Source organism: Sporosarcina jeotgali, from assembly GCF_033304595.1.
In the GTDB taxonomy this organism is placed as follows: domain Bacteria; phylum Bacillota; class Bacilli; order Bacillales_A; family Planococcaceae; genus Sporosarcina; species Sporosarcina jeotgali.
In genome coordinates, this window is the sequence record NZ_CP116341.1 from 1789906 (window position 1) to 1808823 (window position 18918).

General features: G+C 40.6%; 16 protein-coding genes and 1 pseudogene. 1 reads left to right on the forward strand and 16 read right to left on the reverse strand.

The annotated features are described in order from the left end of the window. Nucleotides 1–12: 12 nt before the first annotated feature. Together PGH26_RS08810 and PGH26_RS08815 are read right to left on the reverse strand one after the other, a co-directional pair. A complete protein-coding gene (locus PGH26_RS08810; protein WP_323690714.1) occupies nucleotides 13–1173 on the reverse strand; it encodes an LL-diaminopimelate aminotransferase in 1161 nt (386 codons plus the stop codon). 610 nt (nucleotides 1174–1783) lie between these two features. Continuing rightward, nucleotides 1784–2401, reverse strand: coding sequence for an NUDIX hydrolase (locus PGH26_RS08815; protein ID WP_323690715.1), 618 nt, complete (start codon nucleotides 2399–2401; stop codon nucleotides 1784–1786). Nucleotides 2402–2632: 231 nt separating this feature from the next. Between PGH26_RS08815 and PGH26_RS08820 the strand changes: the two genes are divergently transcribed. After that, the gene (locus PGH26_RS08820; protein WP_323690716.1) at nucleotides 2633–4708 is read left to right on the forward strand and encodes a S9 family peptidase; all 2076 of its coding nucleotides are present in this window, start codon (nucleotides 2633–2635) and stop codon (nucleotides 4706–4708) included. Nucleotides 4709–4784: 76 nt separating this feature from the next. Here the strand turns inward: PGH26_RS08820 and PGH26_RS08825 are convergent. From PGH26_RS08825 to PGH26_RS08895, 14 genes and pseudogenes are all read right to left on the reverse strand, one after another. Further along, a pseudogene (locus tag PGH26_RS08825) lies at nucleotides 4785–4925 on the reverse strand (His/Gly/Thr/Pro-type tRNA ligase C-terminal domain-containing protein); the annotation flags it as partial. Between the two features lie 55 nt (nucleotides 4926–4980). Further along, nucleotides 4981–5385, reverse strand: coding sequence for a hypothetical protein (locus PGH26_RS08830; RefSeq protein ID WP_323690717.1), 405 nt, complete (start codon nucleotides 5383–5385; stop codon nucleotides 4981–4983). 140 nt (nucleotides 5386–5525) lie between these two features. After that, nucleotides 5526–6005: a hypothetical protein gene (locus tag PGH26_RS08835; protein ID WP_323690718.1), complete on the reverse strand. Its 480-nt coding sequence runs from the start codon at nucleotides 6003–6005 to the stop codon at nucleotides 5526–5528. Between the two features lie 325 nt (nucleotides 6006–6330). Next, nucleotides 6331–6441, reverse strand: coding sequence for a putative holin-like toxin (locus tag PGH26_RS08840; RefSeq protein ID WP_323690719.1), 111 nt, complete (start codon nucleotides 6439–6441; stop codon nucleotides 6331–6333). Between the two features lie 157 nt (nucleotides 6442–6598). Then, on the reverse strand, nucleotides 6599–6850 hold the full coding sequence (locus PGH26_RS08845; protein WP_323690720.1) for a hypothetical protein: 252 nt from the start codon (nucleotides 6848–6850) through the stop codon (nucleotides 6599–6601). A 96-nt stretch (nucleotides 6851–6946) separates the two neighbouring features. Beyond that, complete coding sequence (locus PGH26_RS08850) at nucleotides 6947–7285, reverse strand: PepSY domain-containing protein (protein WP_323690721.1); 339 nt, start codon at nucleotides 7283–7285, stop codon at nucleotides 6947–6949. Nucleotides 7286–7625: 340 nt separating this feature from the next. Beyond that, nucleotides 7626–8105, reverse strand: coding sequence for a hypothetical protein (locus tag PGH26_RS08855; protein WP_323690722.1), 480 nt, complete (start codon nucleotides 8103–8105; stop codon nucleotides 7626–7628). 418 nt (nucleotides 8106–8523) lie between these two features. Beyond that, a complete protein-coding gene (locus tag PGH26_RS08865) occupies nucleotides 8524–9501 on the reverse strand; it encodes a DUF2268 domain-containing putative Zn-dependent protease (RefSeq protein ID WP_323690723.1) in 978 nt (325 codons plus the stop codon). A gap of 136 nt (nucleotides 9502–9637) precedes the next feature. Beyond that, nucleotides 9638–10378: a class I SAM-dependent methyltransferase gene (locus tag PGH26_RS08870; protein WP_323690724.1), complete on the reverse strand. Its 741-nt coding sequence runs from the start codon at nucleotides 10376–10378 to the stop codon at nucleotides 9638–9640. Nucleotides 10379–10755: 377 nt separating this feature from the next. Continuing rightward, a complete protein-coding gene (locus PGH26_RS08875) occupies nucleotides 10756–11661 on the reverse strand; it encodes a DMT family transporter (RefSeq protein WP_323690725.1) in 906 nt (301 codons plus the stop codon). Nucleotides 11662–11850: 189 nt separating this feature from the next. Then, the gene (locus tag PGH26_RS08880) at nucleotides 11851–13083 is read right to left on the reverse strand and encodes an MFS transporter (protein ID WP_323690726.1); all 1233 of its coding nucleotides are present in this window, start codon (nucleotides 13081–13083) and stop codon (nucleotides 11851–11853) included. 131 nt (nucleotides 13084–13214) lie between these two features. Then, nucleotides 13215–13844, reverse strand: coding sequence for a LysE family transporter (locus tag PGH26_RS08885; protein WP_323690727.1), 630 nt, complete (start codon nucleotides 13842–13844; stop codon nucleotides 13215–13217). A gap of 388 nt (nucleotides 13845–14232) precedes the next feature. After that, entirely contained in the window at nucleotides 14233–16275 is a 2043-nt protein-coding gene (locus PGH26_RS08890; RefSeq protein ID WP_323693493.1) for a catalase, read from the reverse strand. Between the two features lie 213 nt (nucleotides 16276–16488). After that, nucleotides 16489–18606 (reverse strand): ATP-dependent Clp protease ATP-binding subunit, encoded by a 2118-nt coding sequence (locus tag PGH26_RS08895; protein ID WP_323690728.1) that lies wholly within the window; start codon nucleotides 18604–18606, stop codon nucleotides 16489–16491. Between the last annotated feature and the right edge of the window lie 312 nt (nucleotides 18607–18918).

The following is an 18918-nucleotide window of genomic DNA, read 5'->3' on the forward strand; positions in this document are numbered from 1 at the left end:
TTTACGTATCTGTTACATACTTTCTTGTATGCGGTGGATTGCTTCGAATAATCGTGTATTCGGAACCGATAAAGAGATGCGGAAATACCCCTCTCCACTTGGCCCAAAGGCATTACCAGGTGTTACGATAACTCCTGTTTCCTCTAAAATGTGTGTCACGAATTCAGTAGAATTATAGCCTTCCGGTACAGGTGCCCAGACGAAGAAACTTCCTTTTGGCGGGTCAACATTTATCCCGATAGAGGCTAGTCCTTCCAATACAACCGACATTCTTTCTTCATAGATCCGATTATGCGTCGTCACACAGCTTTGGTCAGCATCTAAAGCGTACGCTGCTGCCTTTTGAATCGGCGTAAATTGTCCGGTATCTGTATTACTTTTAAGGACAGAAAGTGCTTTGATGATATCTTTATTGCCTGCGACATATCCGATTCTCCAACCGGTCATATTATAGGTTTTCGAAAGTGAACCGAATTCAACCGTACTGTTTTTCGACCCCTCGACCTGCAGGATGCTTGGTGCAGTATAGTCCGAATAGGTCACCATGTTATAGGCAGAATCATGAGCGATCGGGATGCCATGTTCTTTAGAAAACGCGACTGCCTTTTGAAAGAATTCAATGTCAACAGTAGCCGAAGTCGGATTACCAGGGTAATTTAAAAACATCAGTTTGGAACACTTGATGACTTCTTGAGGAATTGAACTGAAATCCGGTTCGAAATTATTCTCTTTCAGCAAAGGCATGTCATAATACTTTCCGTTTGCAAGCAACGTTGCCATTCTGTAGACGGGATAGCTCGGGTCCGGGATCAATACCGTATCCCCGGGATCGATCAAAGTTGGAATCAGATGAGCAATCCCTTCTTTCGAGCCGATAAGGGCTAATACTTCCGTTTCGGGATCGAGTTCTACACCATATTGCCGTAAATAGAAATCAGCAATGGATTGCCGATATTCAAGGCATCCTATGAAACTGGGATACTTGAAGTTCGCAGGATCCTGCATCTCTTCTACTAATTTCTCAACAATATGCGGCGGTGTTGGCAAATCGGGATCCCCAATTCCTAAATCGATTACATCCACTCCCGCTTCAATCATGGCTGCTTTCTTCTTATTGATCTCTGCAAACAAATATGGAGGAATTTGTCCCAAACGATTCGATTGATAGTTCAAAGAACCACCTGCCTTATCTTTAATCTCAACACTAGATGCCTCCATATAAAATCTATGAAGTTTTGCGGACGAATATGACTAAAGGATACTTGTGGATTCCAAATGGTAAATGAAACCGAGATTGAAAAGGGATAGCCGGCAGCTATGGTAATAGTGAAATGTAAAAAGGAATGCGCTATCGAAGAAAAGGCCACTGAAAAAGTCCATTAAAGTTAGTTATGTATAAGAGACTGTTGATTTGCGCTCCAGGCGGACGCGTTCCGAGGGGCTCGATTTCAGCCTCCTCGTCGCTTCGCTTCTGCGGGGTCTTCAACCTTCGCTGATCCCTCCAGAGTCGCCGCCTTCTGCTCCAATCAACGGGATTGTTCAGTCATCCATCAATGGATATTCCATATATTTTAAAGCGAGCCCATCACTGTGAAACAAGTGATGGGCTCTTAGCGTTTGTTGTATAATAAGTGAATTACATTCAAGTGGTGTCACAATGATTTCTAATTAAGAATCCTTACAACTCAGTCCATTTATGGTTATTTATGATCATGTCGTCCCTAAGATCAACATGCTACGTCAAATTAACGAACATCTATCCCATTTACTTATTATCTAGATATCAGTCAAAATACACGGGTTCATCGCGGTTATGTAAGTGTTTGAAAGCGATGTTGATCTGGGATTCAGTATTTCTCGCTATCGATAAAATCGGTAACGTATCTTCAGAGAAAAATTCTACAGCGCTGGTTTCGATTCCTGTTTCTGGCTTGCCCCCGATGATTTCACATTGGATAAACAGTTTGTACACGCAGTAAGCCGAAAAGGGATGGGGATGCATTTTTTTATCGAATACACCAATCGTTTTAACTGCCCTTACGTCAAATCCCGACTCTTCTTTGACCTCTTTTACTGCAACTTCGCTTGGCGATAACCCAATGTCGCCCCACCCGCCTGGCAAGGCCCATTCACCGTCTGCTTCCTCTTGAACCATCAAAATCTGATCATCCTTGAAAACCACTGCTCGGATGTCTACCTTCGGTGTAGGGTAACCTGATTCATTCGCAAATAACATTTTAATAATCGTTTCATCGATCTCTGTTTGCTGTGCCACCATCTCAACACTAATGTCTCTGATCATTTCAAACCGTTCCACGTCGTATTTATCTTTTGAATAGGTTAAGCCGGCCTGCGCAATAGCTTGCAACTGTTTTGCCCATTCGAGCCATTTTGGTTCCATAACCAGAAAACCCCTTCCAGTTGTTTTTTCTCATTCTACACTAGGCATAATCCAGAGCCAACCAGTACATCCAATTGAACAGACATAAGGTGTTCCATGACCTTTCTATTTGATTTAACATCCTCAGCTATTCTTATATGAGCACCATATCGAAGAATCTCGTGCCAGGAAGGGTTTTCCAGTGTACATCACGAAACTAATTCATAGAACGAAGGAAGGAGCTTTTCTCACATGAAACCGCCTATCGCAAAACGAATTCCCTATCCTCAACAGTTGCACGGAGATGTACGTCAAGACGACTATTATTGGCTAAAGGACCGCAATAATCCGGAAGTCATTGAGTATGTGGAGGAGGAAAATCGATATTACACTGAAATCATGGAGCCGTTGAAAGAAGAGACCGAAGAAATTTACCAGCGTATGGTAGATCGCGTTCCTGAATCCGAAATTGCTGTGCCTGTGCAGCATGGACCGTATTTCACTTATTCCCGTTTGGACAAAACCCAGCAATACCCAATCTATGCCCGGAAGAAGGCGGAGACCCGCGAGCTTCTATCTGCAGCAACAGAAGAAATCGTACTCGACCTGAACGAACTTGCTGAAACAAGTGATTATTTAAGTGTCACTGCGCTGAGATGGAGTACTGACCAGCGCTTGCTCGCTTATTTAGAAAATCGAGATGGGACAGATCGCTATACTGTTTTTATCAAAGACATGGAAACAGGCGAACTTCTGTCGGATCAGATTCCCGATGTGTTCATATACGGCAGTGTGGAATGGAGCAGAAGCGGTGATACTATTTTTTATATCACCGTCGATGAGTCAGAACGCCCTAGTAAGCTGATGCGGCATCGTTTAGGCAGCGATATCGGTCAAGATGAGCTGATTTACGAGGAAAATGACGAGACATTCACACTTTCTATGAATAAATCCCAAAGCGGGAAATTCATCATTGTGCATGCCGACTCGAAAACAACGAGTGAAATCCGTCTTATTGACGCAGACTCCCCGCTGTCGCCTTACCAGTTAGTCGACGAACGCAGAGCTGGTGTCGAATACGATGTGGAACATTGGGAAAAGGATTTGCTCATATTGACAAACGATGACGCAGAAAACTTCAAGCTGCTTTACTGTCCACTCCATGACCTGAATGCCCGTAAAACTCTCGTGGATTATAACGAGAATCGATATCTCCAGGCACTGTATCCTTTCCAGGAAAAGCTGCTGGTTGCAGGCCGCGAAAACGGACTGACCCAAATATGGGAACTGAAAGATGGTCACTTGGAACAAATCGAATGGGATGAACCCCTCTATTCCGTTTCAGTAAAATCAAATCAAAGCTACGACACTTCTGAAGTGTTACTCAGCTTTGAATCGATGCTGACTCCAGAAACAACCTATGGACTGGATTTGCTAAGTGGAGAGAGACAATGTCTGCAAGTTGCACAAGTCAGCGGTGACTATGACCCTTCTGCCTTCCGCCAAAAACAATTGTGGGCTACTGCAGAAGATGGAGTGAGAGTTCCCTTGAATCTCGTTTATAAAGAAGGGGCTCTCGATAACGGACCCGCTCCGATCATCTTGTATGCCTATGGTTCGTACGGAGCAAACAGTGACCCGTATTTCAGTCCATACCGTATTCCAGTATTGGAAAAAGGGATTGTCTATGTCACTGCACAAGTGCGTGGCGGTTCTGAAATGGGAAAACATTGGTACGAAGATGGCAAAATGCAAAATAAGCGAAACACATTTACAGACTTTATCGCAGCTGCTGAGTATTTAATAGAGGAAGGATATACAACTTCTGAGCAGCTGGCTGCTCGCGGCGGCAGTGCGGGCGGATTGCTTGCAGGAGCAGTTGCTAATATGGCAGGTGATTTGTTTAAAGTAATCGTTCCGGAAGTCCCATTTGTCGATGTTGTTACTACGATGCTCGACACCTCCATCCCGTTAACTACACTCGAGTGGGACGAATGGGGAGACCCTCGTGAGCCGGAAGCTTATTTTTACATGAAATCCTACAGCCCATATGACAATGTAGAAGCGAAAGACTATCCGCATCTGTACGTAACGACAGGTTTAAACGATCCGCGCGTCGGCTATTGGGAACCCGCTAAATGGGTTGCCCGTTTAAGAGAAATGAAAACGGATAATCATATTATCGTAATGAAAACTAACATGGGTGCCGGCCACTTTGGTGAGTCCGGACGCTTCAATCAGTTGAAAGAAGTTGCGTCGCTATATGCTTTCGTGTTGGACAAGATTGGCACAGGCGCTGAAATGAAAGTTCAGAATGCGGTTCAATAACTTCAACTGTTAAATTAGGAGGAGAAAGCTTTGTGCTCTTCTCCTCTTCTTATTTGTGTAAATAGAGTATTCCTCTTTACACCTCTTCTAACAAATCCAATGCCGCCTCAACTGGCAGTTGCCCAAGATCTCCTTCTTTACGCTTTCTCACGGACACCGCCTGATTTTCCACTTCTTTATCTCCGACAATTTCTTGGACTCTAATATCCCAACGTTTAGTATTGCTATAGCCAAACGTATATGGTCCCCTTACACCAGCTCCCTAGAATTCATCAAGGGGCAAAACCATAGAAAATCAGCGTAAAGATAAAAAAGGAAACAAAGCTGACTGCCAGGAGAAACATCAGCCACAAGAGATATACAGGAATTCGTACTCTATTGTTTGGAATTATTCGTTTCGCTATTTTAAACGTTACATAGGCGACGACAACAAACACCGGGACAATGAAGAAATATGAAAACGTGCCTACCCAGTCACTTAAAGCTCGAAATCCCTCATCAGGAACCGGTCCCTGATATAGATGATACTCCTCCGTAATTTTAGAGATTCCAGTTAAAAACAGGACAGATAACAGAGTAAAATAAAGGATCACGAATACCCTGACAACCCGTTTTTCTTTTAAAAGAAGAAGGTACATCGAAATTAATAAAAAAGTTAAAATGATAACTTTAAACACAGCTTCACCACCTGATTTATAAATTAATTAAAGCTATAATAAAACTCCTTCAGCTTCATTATCTCAATGGTCCTATTAATAATGGACAAAAATCCTTTTTCCAGTATTGCGCCCGATTGGTGCAATGTGTTTAGACACCCTTACTTTTTAGTTTCGCTAATCAAATCATAGATATAATTATAGTCAAACTTAGAATCCACAATTTCATAATAACCATTCTTGAATCCCGTTATGGAAGAACTAATACGAAGGATATTAGGGGTGTCGATTGATATGTCTGAGATAAATATCATATCTAATTCGTTAAACCTTAAAGCCCCGTTATAATAGGTTGCATTTTCATAATTAAGCATTGCCTGTGCCTTTTTATCTTTTATAGGTTTTAATTTTAGATCGCTTAAATATTCCAAAACTAAGCCACAAGTATTTGCATCTTCGCACTTTGCATTGACTCCATCGCCATCGGGGAGATTTTTTGTAATGTAAAAATCAACATTGGATTCGGATGCGTACTGCTTAATGGGATTAAAAGGAATCAGATAGTAAATGAAGCCCTTGTATAGATAAATTGATATTAAAGCTAAGACTATCGCAAAGGCTAAGTACTTCATCTTTTTCATTTTGAATCAATTCCTTTCGATTTATCTTGAAAGCATATTGACATCGTCCCCCACAAAATGGCCCGTTTGATGTACTGTCCTTATCACACGAAAGCACCCGATTCCCGAATATTCCACCACTACCAGAACACATTAATTTGTATCATTTAAAAAAGTGTATTTTCGGCATAAACGTGGTAGAGTAAAGATATACTAAAAAAGACCGAGTGCGCGAACACCCGGTCAATGCAGCTGACATCCGCATGAAGTGCGGCTGACCAGTTGAAAAGATGTTTGAACTGAAAAAAGTAACCATCTCATCTACTTGGGTCGTAGCGGAGGGTGGTTACTTTTTTCTATTGGTGGATAGAGCAATTATCGCGGCGATAGCTGTTAGCATTGCCGCCAAGAACATCCCAAATTGGAATAACATGTTCATTGCTTCGTATGTCACCATATAAACACCCCCTTTCACAAGGGAGTGTCAACCGCCCATCCGCTATATGCAGCTGCTATTATAATTCTATCACCTAATCAATATTTTAAAAAGGCTGGGCGTAAGTTTTTCAAGAATCGCGCCCTTTAGCGGTTTAAGAATAATCTGATTTTATTTTTCAGATGTTTAATTTCATGTAAATCATTTTCAATAAGACAAGCCCAAAACCAATTGCAATAAAGCCTAAAGAACGTTTCAGATTAACTTTTTTCTGTATAAAGATCATAACTAAAGCGTACCCTACTAGCAAAAACCATTGAATATTATCTGATAGATGCAAGATGCTGGTTATACTTACAATGCCTAGAATAATCATAATATGAAATCCATCAATTTCTTGAACGCCTTTTTTCTTCACTTCTCCATACATAAAATCCTCCCCTTCAAATTCCTTTAAATGGCCCGATTGAAGTACAAATTTAATTCACTTAAAGCTATCGTTTATTGATTAAACTCCTGAATTCACTCAATTTGACGGTCCATAAACTCCAATAAGTTTACCTGTATAGGCGTCTATAAGAACCATTGGATACTGTTTTTGATAGGTTAACGTAACTTCCCACTCCATTTTATTTGTAAGTTTATTCCAAAATCCATTCTTTTGATGTAACGATACACTGATATTTTCAGAGGGAGTATTATTCCAATCCGTTTTTTCTAGTGACTTACTCTTTTCTTCTTCCTGATATTGCAAGTATTTTTTAGCGCTGGCTATCGCTTCCTCATTACTCATTATTGGATATTGATAAGAGTATAAAAAAATCATAATCATAATTATAATTAAACTTAATAAAAGTTTTTTCAAACCTTCACGCCTCCTCATCAATACAAAAGTATTCATTTTTCAAGTTACGCTTTAACCCTAAACGGCCCTTAAACGGCATACTCTTTATCCCAGAATTGCCCCCGTTTGTTTAACACCTCTTTATGCCATATCTTCTTCTTGGTTTTCAAAATCGATCCATGTCCACTTAGACCTATATAAAGTTCGTGTTCCTCAGACCAAAGGTTTGCCGATCGCTTCCTTCAGATTCCGCGTCGCCACGGACACCCTTGCGTTACTGCCTTCACAGTTCGGGACCTACACCCTATAGACTATGCTCATGCTGGGCATACGTTAAAAAGAGTAGCTATAGCTACTCTTTTTAACGTGATAGTCGCTCTAGAATATTACTTATCTTTGTGCTATGTTGGTGACCAATTAAATTTCCGAAACTGAAATCTTTTTCCGCTCTCGCTTTATATTCTGCAATCCAATCCCTTTGGCCGTGAGCGTTAGTAGGTGTTTCATAAAGACTAAAATCAGCTGAAACTCGACTTGGGTCAAGCCGTCTTAAATTATGTTCGGCTCTTTCAAAATCGAATGTAAGAAACGAATGATCCAACAAAGAAATCTCTCCAGCTTCGTATAACGCAGTAGAAATTTTCACCATCTCATCGAAAGTTGAATTTCTTACATCATATTTAGCTGAAAGTTCTTTGTAAAGGGCAGAAGAATCTTTTGGTTTTGTATTAACTACTGCTTCTTCGACAACGAAAGAAGAACTCTCCGCTTCCGGCTTTGTATTAAGATTTTTTAAGTATTGTGGTGTTACTTGTTGAGAAGAAATTGAGGTTATATTCATATAATCAGCTACTTTCTTAAGAAAATTAGTGTGCGATCATTTAATAAGCTTAGAATCGCTCATTGTGTTTCCTGGAAAAACCGAGGAAGTGTTTTGATAAGTGAAATTACCATTATCTTGACCGCTAGCATCTGGCCCGATTCTGGAATTAGCTTTATACATACTACTTTCCGTTGCTTGGAGTGCAGGCGCCGACTCCCGGAGGATCAGCGTGAGTCTTGAGACCCCGCAGTGTCGTGCTCTTTGCGACCGAGGAGGCTCAAGCCACGCCCTCGGGAAAGCGTGCGCCGGAACGGAAAGCAACTGTTCTTATACTATTTTCTGCCCCGATTCTTGAATATGTGCTCGAATTGGTGAATCCAATCAAAAGTCCCCTTCGTTACGACATGGCTCTGCCAATGAACAACGAACAAAACATCTATCGATAATTCGCTAAGTAATTCACTTCTTCAAATAGTTCCTTAGGCTCTTGAGCTGTCCATTCCTCCACTGTCATCTCAGGATGCAGATCCAAGTAAGATCTGACTATTTTGTATCCTTCGCTGTACCCGTAGTAATTTGGAATACCATTTGAGCCGCCCATTATAATTTCCAGTATTTCTGGGCCGGCATCACGCTCCAGGGAGGGTTCTATCTTACTCCAAACTTCCTTGTTAAAACTTTCATTTATCAAAGTGTACATACTATTTAAATCAGGATACATGAGAGTCTCAAACATCACAGCCTCTCCTTCCAAAGTTAAATGATCTAATCCTGTGAGCGGCTTATTATCCTTCAAATGTTTTTCGAGCCAGACACTATGATGATATTCATGGGACATGGCTGATTTAAAGTATTTATCAAATCCTTCGTAATAGACGACGATTTGCCCAGCTCCAATTGTCCCCATATCGGAAGGAAAGTTTTCATTTTCAGGAAATATACATACAGTTGTTTCTTTATCTGTTGGAAGAGCGTTTGAGGATTTAACAAGCGATTCCTCAAATACCTCATTAAGCTGATCCGTATTCATTTTTTCAATTTGATTCTTTACTCGTTCAAAATCGCTCCTTTTAGTCACCAATTCGAATATATCCTCAGAATTCATAAGTTTTGCATCTTCAAAACAGGATTCATTTACAGGTGTAATGATTTCCTGTTGAAATAACTTAAAAAGCTGTTCATCCGGTTGATTTTGCACAGCTTCAAAAAAATTCTCATAGAGCTGATACGCATGAATAATAGAGAATTTCTGTCCCGTGTCAGGATTTTTGAAAGAATAGGTGATATTCTGCAGTGCGTTCTCTGGAGTGATTCGTTCCGGAGGCTGTCCAGTTTGCTTACAGGCTGATACAGAAAAAGCTAACACCATGAAAATTATGAGTAAGAGTTTGTTTTTACTATGTATGATTTTCATCTCCTATCGATTGACTCAACTGCGTGCCTTAACCTAGAACAATGATTAAAGTTAGTTCACGATTCAATTCGATCCGCCAAAGCGCCTAATCATCTATAAATAGTTCTCCGATTGTACTGCAAGATTATTTCCTGATTTATTTTCCACACTCAAATACTTGAAACGAATTTCCTGAGCCATATCCATTTGCAACATCATGGCGAATAAAATTCCTAAAACCATTCGATCGCAATACAGTTTCGAATTCTTCGTTTTCATAAAGTCGAACGGGAAAGTTCATGAGTTCTTCTTTCTTAACTTGAACATCTGTAACTAGGTGATATTTCAGCTTTGTATTAAGCATGTTACTTTTCTGGTCAAAACTCACTTTCTTATACTCAATAATTTCATCGGAGCCAATAATTTGTCTATTTGTTTCAATCCAATCGGATATCTCCTCTACTGGCCCCTTGTTTGTCATGACAGTCAGCAGGATCTTTCCTCCTTCTTTCAAGACATTTCTCATGTTAGAAAGGCCGTCTTTCACTAATTCATCGGGCATAAGTGAAAAAGAACCAAAAGGGATTATAATAAGATCATAATTTTTATCGCTCGTAAATTCTTCAAGTCTACAACGAATTAAATTCGCCTTAAGATTTAAATTACGAGCTTTACTTTCACATAAGCCGAGCATTTCTTCAGAAAGATCGAAGCCGTCAATATTAATCCCTCTTTCCAAGAGGGGAATAAGCATTCTTCCATTTCCGCACATCGGTTCTAGGACTTGCATGTCTTTATCCTTAATGAAAGACAGGTAAAACTTAAGTTCCTCTTTCCCCGCAATCGACTTATTGGTTTCATAAATACGCGTGCAAAGTTCCCCGTAATAGTCCTCCAAAATGATTTCCCCCGATAACTTTTTTCTTATATTATTAGCATCTTCTTACTTTAACGATTTGAACCAATTGTTGAAGAATCTAACAATTCATTTGTTTACACTATTGTACCAAAACTTGTAATGAATAACCAAATGTATATTTTTAATTATCAATCTTTACTAGGTCTGCTTCTTTGTAATTTAAAAAGATCCCAGATTCCAATTTATCAGGAATCCGGGAGTCTCATTTTAAACGGTTTTTGGAATCCCAAGCTAAGCAGCAGTTGTTTTCCGGACGCTCCTAATATTCCATATATTGCAATTATGTGCTATCACCACATCCCAAAGCAGGAAATCCCCAGAACCAAACGGAACACCTCAGGATTATAAACAAACTTCTATATATCTTTATTCCCTTTTCTGTACCGTCGTCCCGCTACTAATATTGCGGAATACAATACGAATGCTATCCCAAGCACTTGCCATCCCCGCAGATGATCTCCAAGGAACAAGACCCCCATCACTACTGCAACAATTGGTTCAATGGTTGCTAAAATGGATGCCTTCCCTGCTTCTAAGTATTTCAATCCCGAAGTGTAAAGCACATAAGCTGCCACCGTCGAGACCAATGCCAGCAATAATGACGCTATCCAAACATCTGCATGCTGAAATTTTTCGGCTTTAGTAACGATATTACTCGTCAATAGCATGAAAATACTTGTGTAGAGAAACGTGTATGTTGTAATTGTCAGCGCGGAATACCGTTTAGTGACTGGCTTTGTAAAAATGCTATATAGTGCATAGCAAAAACCTGATAGGATTCCCATAAGCAGTGTCTTGCCAGGTATACTTTCTGAGCCAAGCGGAAGCAGTCCAACGACAAAGGCGCAGCCTGTAATTGCAAAGGCTAGAGCCCATCCTTTCCGCATAGTTAATGGCTCTTTGAAAAAAAGTCTCGACAGAACCGTGACAAATAATGGTCCGGTATATAATAACGTTACCGCCAGGGACAAACTTGATTGTGAAAAAACTTCGAAATAGAAATAGTTAAACAGTGCAAGACTGAAAATCCCAGCGCTGGCAAACAAGAAATGATCTTTTAATCGGGTGCGTAACTGATCCCGATAAAAAATAAGCATAATTACTAGTAAAAATATAAAACTGAAGATCCCTCGTATCGCTACGACATCCCATGCCGTGAACCCTCGTGCATACAACGGGGAAATGAATAACCCAATCAGCCCCCAGCATACTGCTCCCGCAATGGTCATCAGATAGACGTTAAGTCCCGGCTGAGTTTCCATTCCATCTCCCCCTACTCGTACATCTATGTATTTGCCGAATTAGATCATACAATATTCTAACATTGATAAATAGATGCAATCCAACTTTTATGTAAATTGAGTCAAACAAAAAGACAGCCTTATCTAATTCAAAGGCTGTCCGTATCCTATCCTATTTTGTATTCCACTGCCAGTCGAGCTAAAATCGGATTAAATCATTTCCTCATTTTTTCCTATTTTATCAATCTGGATGAATTTCCAGACCACTAGCAGCAATAGGAATCCTAAAACTCCTGCTGCTATATAGCTGACATTCAAATAGTTTTTCATCACAATTGACATTACAGGCGGGCCGGCTGCGACACCGATAAACCGTGCGGAACTGTAAAAAGAAGTTACCGTGCCTCTGAGGTCTTTTTGAATATTATCTGTAATGATTGCATCCAGCGCAGGCAGCAATGCACCAATGGCTAACCCGACCACGCTTGTGACTATTAGCAGCAGAAACAACTTGTTACTTGAGAACCCAACGAAAACTACACTTACAGACATAGTGATCAAACATGTAATCATGAGCATTTTAATCGTCTTTAAGTTCCCCTTGACTTTTCTGCCAGAAATGAATGAAGCGATACAGAGTATGAGAAGCGGGATAGCTAATACAAATCCCTTCTTTATGCCTTTAATATCATGCGTCTTTTCCAGGTTTTCTGATAAGAAGAACAGCATACTGAACAAAATCAGCATTACCAGTACACCATTCAGGAAGACTGCTGACAGCCACTTTCCTTCAGCTCTAAACACTTTCTTAGTATTATTGAGAAATTCTTTAAACTTTATCGGCTCATCTTCATCTTTCGGCACCTTGACAAAGAAGAAAATAAGAATAATGGAAATTAGACTAAGCACCGAAATCGAGAAGAATGGCAAAAACCATAAAATCGCCGCAAATAAGGAACCCAGTATGGGACTCAACACTTTTCCAAAAGTATTAGATGTTTCAATAATCCCAAGCGTAGTACTCGTTTTTTCCTCATCATCGTGATAAAGATCTCCAACTAGCGGTAAGACAATCGGCATAGCTCCTGCTGCTCCCATTCCTTGAAGAATACGTCCGATTATTATTATCGTGTAGGGATCTTCCAATTTCCAAGAAGCAAATCCTGCAACCAATCCTCCCACTAATGCCAATACAAGGCTTGGTAAAATCACTTTCTTTCTGCCAAAACGATCGGATAAGTAACCTGCTATCGGGATAAGGATAATCGCTGCAACTGAATAGCTGGTGATGATCATGCTTGATTGAAATGCCGTAATCCCTACCTTATCCTCCAATATCGGCAAAACCGGAATGAGCATGGAATTTCCCAGCGTCATAATAAGGGGAATTGATGCCAGACTAACAATGCACCATGTGCTGACATGATTTGAGTTTTTACTCATTCTACACCTCAACTAAAATTATTTCATCCAGTTAAGGTATAGTCTCCTTATTACTTTTTTTTATGCAGATTGGTGTTTCTTAATGGAATATGACTTCTGTTTCTTCCTGTTAAGTTTATGTAGAAGACGATTTATAAAAATAAGGCTTTAAAAGCTTGAATTCCGAAATATATTCCAAAGCCTATCATTGAAAAGGAAGAAATGATCGAGACATATTTCAAAATTTTTGATGACAGCACTTGACGCGCGCCGTTAGATAAAATAGACATGATAAAGTCCACCAGCATGATTCCAGCCAATATTGCAGAGCTGTTTACTATTACTTGATATTCAGTCGCTCTTCCAGCAGAGTTTGCGAGAATAGAACCATAAATTCCCACCCAGAAGAGTATCGTCAGCGGATTAAACAGTGACATGAAAAACCCTGTTAAGATTGAATGGCGGAGTCGAATACTTTTCCCAGTCTTCAAATTCACGTTCGTTTCATTTACGAAAAATAAGTTTTCAATACCTGTATATAAAAGAACGAAGCACCCGAATGACCAAAGAATAATTTGCAGAAATGGGGACTCGATGAATCTTCCTATTCCAAAATACACTAAACTCATATAGAGGACATCAGTAGCTATGGAACCAAGACTGAAAAACCAAGCATGGAAAAAACCATTTTTAATCCCTTTATTCAATAGAACTGCTTTAACTGGCCCAATAGGAGCGGCTAACGATATACCTAGAATCAGATAAACAAAAAGGGAATTCATGAATGCAGCCCTCCACAAAAATAGTGTCTGTCTATTTTATTCATAAGCTCTTGCGTATACGACAAGCCTTCATAGAAAATTTGAATTCATTTCAAAAGTATCCGGCACTTCATTTCATAGGTTCCGTGAGTTTCCGCAAAGTACACGAGCACTTCAGTATGGTATTTGTACTGGACTGATAACGGAAAACGACCGGATCTATTAACTATTCAGATCCGGTCTTTTAGCAGTTTCCATATGAAAATACCCATCAAAAACATAAAGTCTCATACGCATTACACTTTTTATCTACTCGTTTTCTAATTCTAAAAGCGGTATACCAATCGTGTAAAAAGGAAGTGCCTCAAAGCTGATTCACGTGAGTTAGCAGAACGACTAGCTACCTAACTCATTTCCTATCCCAAAAACGCTGCTGAGCAATTGCTGCAACGAATTCCTCACCGAAGTTCGGATTGTTATCGGCAAAAACAACCCCAGCGAAGTTATTCTTTTGAGATTTCTTGATGAAAGATTGACCTGAAGCGGCAACGCCGATCGGTTTATAGTGTTTGTATGCAACATTTAAATATTCTTTAACATCGTAGTTGAATTGTTCCTGTTTCTTAGGATTTCCTCCAACAATATAGAGAGAATCGAAGAGATATGGACTGGTCGTCAAGAATGTTTCATCCACTTTGAGCTGGGTGCCGTCATTACCTGTAACCGTCCCTAACGTCTCGCTGACAATTACTATGAACACACCGTACTTTTCCAAAGTGTTCAATACATTCGTAACTTCATTTGTATCAAAACCATCTCCAACCAGTACGCCGACTTTTTGTGAATAGGCGTATTTAGGAGTGGTGGTCTGACTCAATGATGGATAGCTGGTGGAGACAGGTACTTGAGAACCGCTCGGACGATTGACACCTATATTTTCTGCCACGATATAAGCCATCTCTTCATCTACATTCACTAGAATATCTGCGTTCTGCTGTCGAACAGACTCACTTTTACAACTGCCAAGCTGATAACTCAACGCTTCAATTGTATGTTGTTTTTCAACAGGTGATAAACTGTTCCAGAAAATCCGGGGCTGTGTGAAGAAGTCATCGAAAGATTTACTGCGAGCCCGGATGACATGGCCCTCCACTTTTTTCGGATAAGATTCATACCCTCCTTCTTCTGGCGGGGTTGTATAGGGAGTGTTATTCGATAGCGAGTTCTTATGGTAGTTCGTCTGATCCACATCGATCCGATACCTCATAAATCCTTGTCGTGTATTGTTATGGAATGGACAAATCGGACGGTTAATCGGCAAATCCTGGAAATTCGCACTGCCAAGTCTATGGTATTGTGCACTCTGATAAGCCATCAGTCTTCCTTGAAGGACTGGATCATTTGAAAAATCAATGCCCGGAACGACATTGGCAGGGTTAAACGCAACTTGTTCAAGCTCCGCAAATTCGTTATCCACGTTTCGATTCAGTGTCATTTTCCCTATCATTTGGACAGGGATCAGTTCTTCCGGCCAAAACTTCGATGGATCGAGGATGTCAAAATCATAGTTGAATTCATCTTCCTTCGCAATCAGCTGGACCCCTAACTCATATTCTGCAAATGCACCGCGATCTATTGCTTCCCTTAAATCGCGACGATGGAAATCGGGATCGATTCCTCCAATTTTCTGAGCTTCATCCTGCAATAACGAATGGACTCCCAAGACCGGTTTCCAAACAAACCGGACAAAAGTTGCGATTTCTTGTTCGTTGACAAATAGATACGTATTAATGGACCAAGATTCCATCATCCGATAGCTTCTCAGGATCCCTCGATCGGACATAACCCATAACACCATGTGGAGTGCTTCTTGATTATTTGCTACATAGTCCCAGAAGTTATCATGTGCGCCTGCAGCAGTCGGCATCCCAGTTCGAGGCTCCGGCTGGTAGGCATGCAAGGCGTCCGGAAATTTCATAGCATCCTGGTTGATTAACACAGGCATCGCAATTGTCGTCAAGTCGTAGTTTCCTTCTTCTGTGTAAAACTTCACGCCTTTACAACGTAAATCTCTAGCCGTGTCCTTCGATCCCCTGCTTCCTTGTACGGTTGAGAACCGGACGAAAAGCGGTGTCTTCTTCCCAGCTTCCTGTAAAAAACCGGCTTTCGTAAACTGCTTCATGGACTGATAACATTCAAATTCTCCATGCGCTCCGTAACCTCTAGCGTGAACTTTCCTTTCGGGGATCGGCTCATGTACGAAATGCGACATCTTTTCAAAGAATTCATAGTCTTGACGCAGCGAGGGACCGCGGATACCCGCCTTTAATTGGTCTTCATCGTTTGATAACTTTTTCGATTGGTTTGTTGTCAGCGGCTTTCCAGAATTCCGGATACGGAATTCTTCCAGCTGATCATTTTTACTGTTTCCTGAGATGTTCTTTTCATTCATAGAAGATGATTCCACATGTATGCACCCTTCTCTCAAGATATTTCCATACAATAGTAAGATATGCCACGCAGATCAGAGTATTCATCATAGATTCAAGAGGATTCTAGTGAAAAGTGAAAAAACCACCCCATGCTTTTAATAAGCAAAAAGGGTGGTTTATCAATCAAATAGAGTCAATTACCTCTACGTTTATTATATTTAAATCATTTTCTATTAAGCTCGCTGTACCGCAATTTCTTCCCCGACAATATCCACACTTACATGTCCAACGGTCTCATTTTCCAATAAAAGATCTGTCAAAGGATCTTCAATTTTGTCTTGAATCACTCTTCGCAGCGGACGAGCGCCGAAGCGTTTGTCATAGCCTAATTTCACAAGTGCTTGCTTTGCTTCTTGAGTAATGGAGAGGTTGATGTCATTTTCTTCAATAGTTTTTTGAAGATCCATAAGCATCAAATCTACAATCTCCAGAAGGTCTTCTTCTGATAGTTCGTTGAATGCAACAATCGCATCAAAACGATTTAGAAACTCTGGTTTGAAATAATCACTTAAGGTTTCTAACATCGTTACAGACTCATGCTCTGTCTGATTGAAGCCGACACTTGCTTTTTGAGCAACGCCTGTTCCTGCATTGCTCGTCATAATGATGACTGTATCTTTGAAACTTACAGTACGGCCATGCGAGTCCGTCAATCGGCCGTCCTCCATAATTTGCAGGAACATGTTTTGCACATCGGGGTGAGCTTTTTCGATTTCATCGAGCAACAAAATTGAGTATGGATTTCTACGAATTTGTTCCGTCAATTGACCAGCTTCTTCATGACCGACATAGCCAGGAGGTGACCCGATGACTTTGGAAGTGGCATGCTTCTCCATATACTCACTCATGTCCAGACGGATTAACGTATCACGGGAACCGAATAACTCTTCCGCCAAAACCTTAGTAATTTCCGTTTTCCCAACACCAGTTGGTCCGACAAAAAGGAATGATCCGATCGGTCGATCCTTGGATTTTAATCCAGCACGGCTGCGGCGGATTGCTTTTGCGACTTTTTGAACCGCTTCAGACTGGCCAATAATTTTCTTCCCCAGACTTTCGGCAAGTCCTTTCATTTTTGCTTGCTCTGCAGCTTGAAGTTTTGTCACTGGAATACCTGTTTTCTCTTCTACAATCAATTCGATATCCGCAACAGATACTTCTGTATGCCCGGATTCTCCGTTTTGTTTTGCTTCCTCTAACTTTTTCTTTAATTGCACTTCTTCAGCACGCAGGTTGGCTGCTTTTTCATAATTCTCTTGATCTGCGGCTTGCTCTTTTTGCTGAACGATTTCTTGCAAGCGCATTTCCAGAGATTCTGAATCTCCAGCGGATGTCTGTTCCAGATTTAATCGTGCGCCCGCCTCATCCATCAAGTCAATCGCTTTATCTGGTAAAAAACGGTCCTGGATATAGCGCTGTGAAAGCGTTACAAACGCTTGTACCGCTTCGTCTGAATAGCTGACACTGTGGAAGTTTTCGTAACGATCTTTAATACCGTTCAAAATTTTAATTGTATCTTCTGCAGATGGTTCTTTAACGATGATTGGCTGGAATCGACGTTCAAGGGCAGCATCTTTTTCAATTTGTCGGTATTCTTTAAGCGTTGTTGCGCCAATCAGCTGTAACGTACCTCTGGCTAACGCAGGTTTTAAGATATTTCCTGCATCCATCTTAGACCCTTCGGCTGTTCCAGCTCCAACGAGTAAGTGAATTTCATCTACGAACAATAAAACATCCTGACGCGTTTCCAATTCCTCAATCAGCTGCTTCATCCGCTCTTCAAATTGTCCCCGGATTCCCGTATTTGTAACAAGGGATGCAACATCCAGCACGTATACTTTTTTGTTCAATAATTTCGCTGGCACATCACCTTCGTGGATTTTCACTGCAAGCCCTTCAGCAATCGCAGTTTTACCAACACCCGGTTCTCCAATCAAGACAGGATTATTTTTGTTTCTTCTATTTAGAGTTTCGATTACGCGCTTAATTTCCTGATTGCGTCCGATTACTGGGTCTATTAAACCTTCTTGTGCATCATCGGATAAGTTTTTGCCTAACTGGTCCAGTAATCCCGGCTCGTGACTTTCAGGCTCTCTCACTTGCGTATATGTTTGTTTTGGCCCATTCGCCTGGTAAGATTCAGTTGAGAATGACGGTATGTTCCCTGCACTCAGTTGACCTTGTAATTCTTGAAAGCAGGAACTGCATAGATTTACCTGCATCGCTTGCTGATTCACTTGCAGCCTTAAATTCATAGTTGCTTGGTTTTTTTCACAATGTTGGCATCTCATAGTATGTTCCTCCTTAATAGTTCACGTGTCATTTGACTTTGACTATCTTTAACCTTACTTCTATTTTACACTGACCTAATTTGACATTCAAGAAATGTGCTTATAGTTATTTTTATTAAGCTGTAACTTGTTTTCCTTAGAAACGGATTACGCTCAGGTTTTTGGTAAACACTGAAAACAATGTCTTTTGCGTTTGATTGAACCTGTTTTATATACTATAAGAATGGATTAAAAACGAATCGAGAGCTTCATCTAGTTGAACTCTTCAACACAATCTCATTCGAAATTGATGAAAGAAGGAATTCGAAAGCT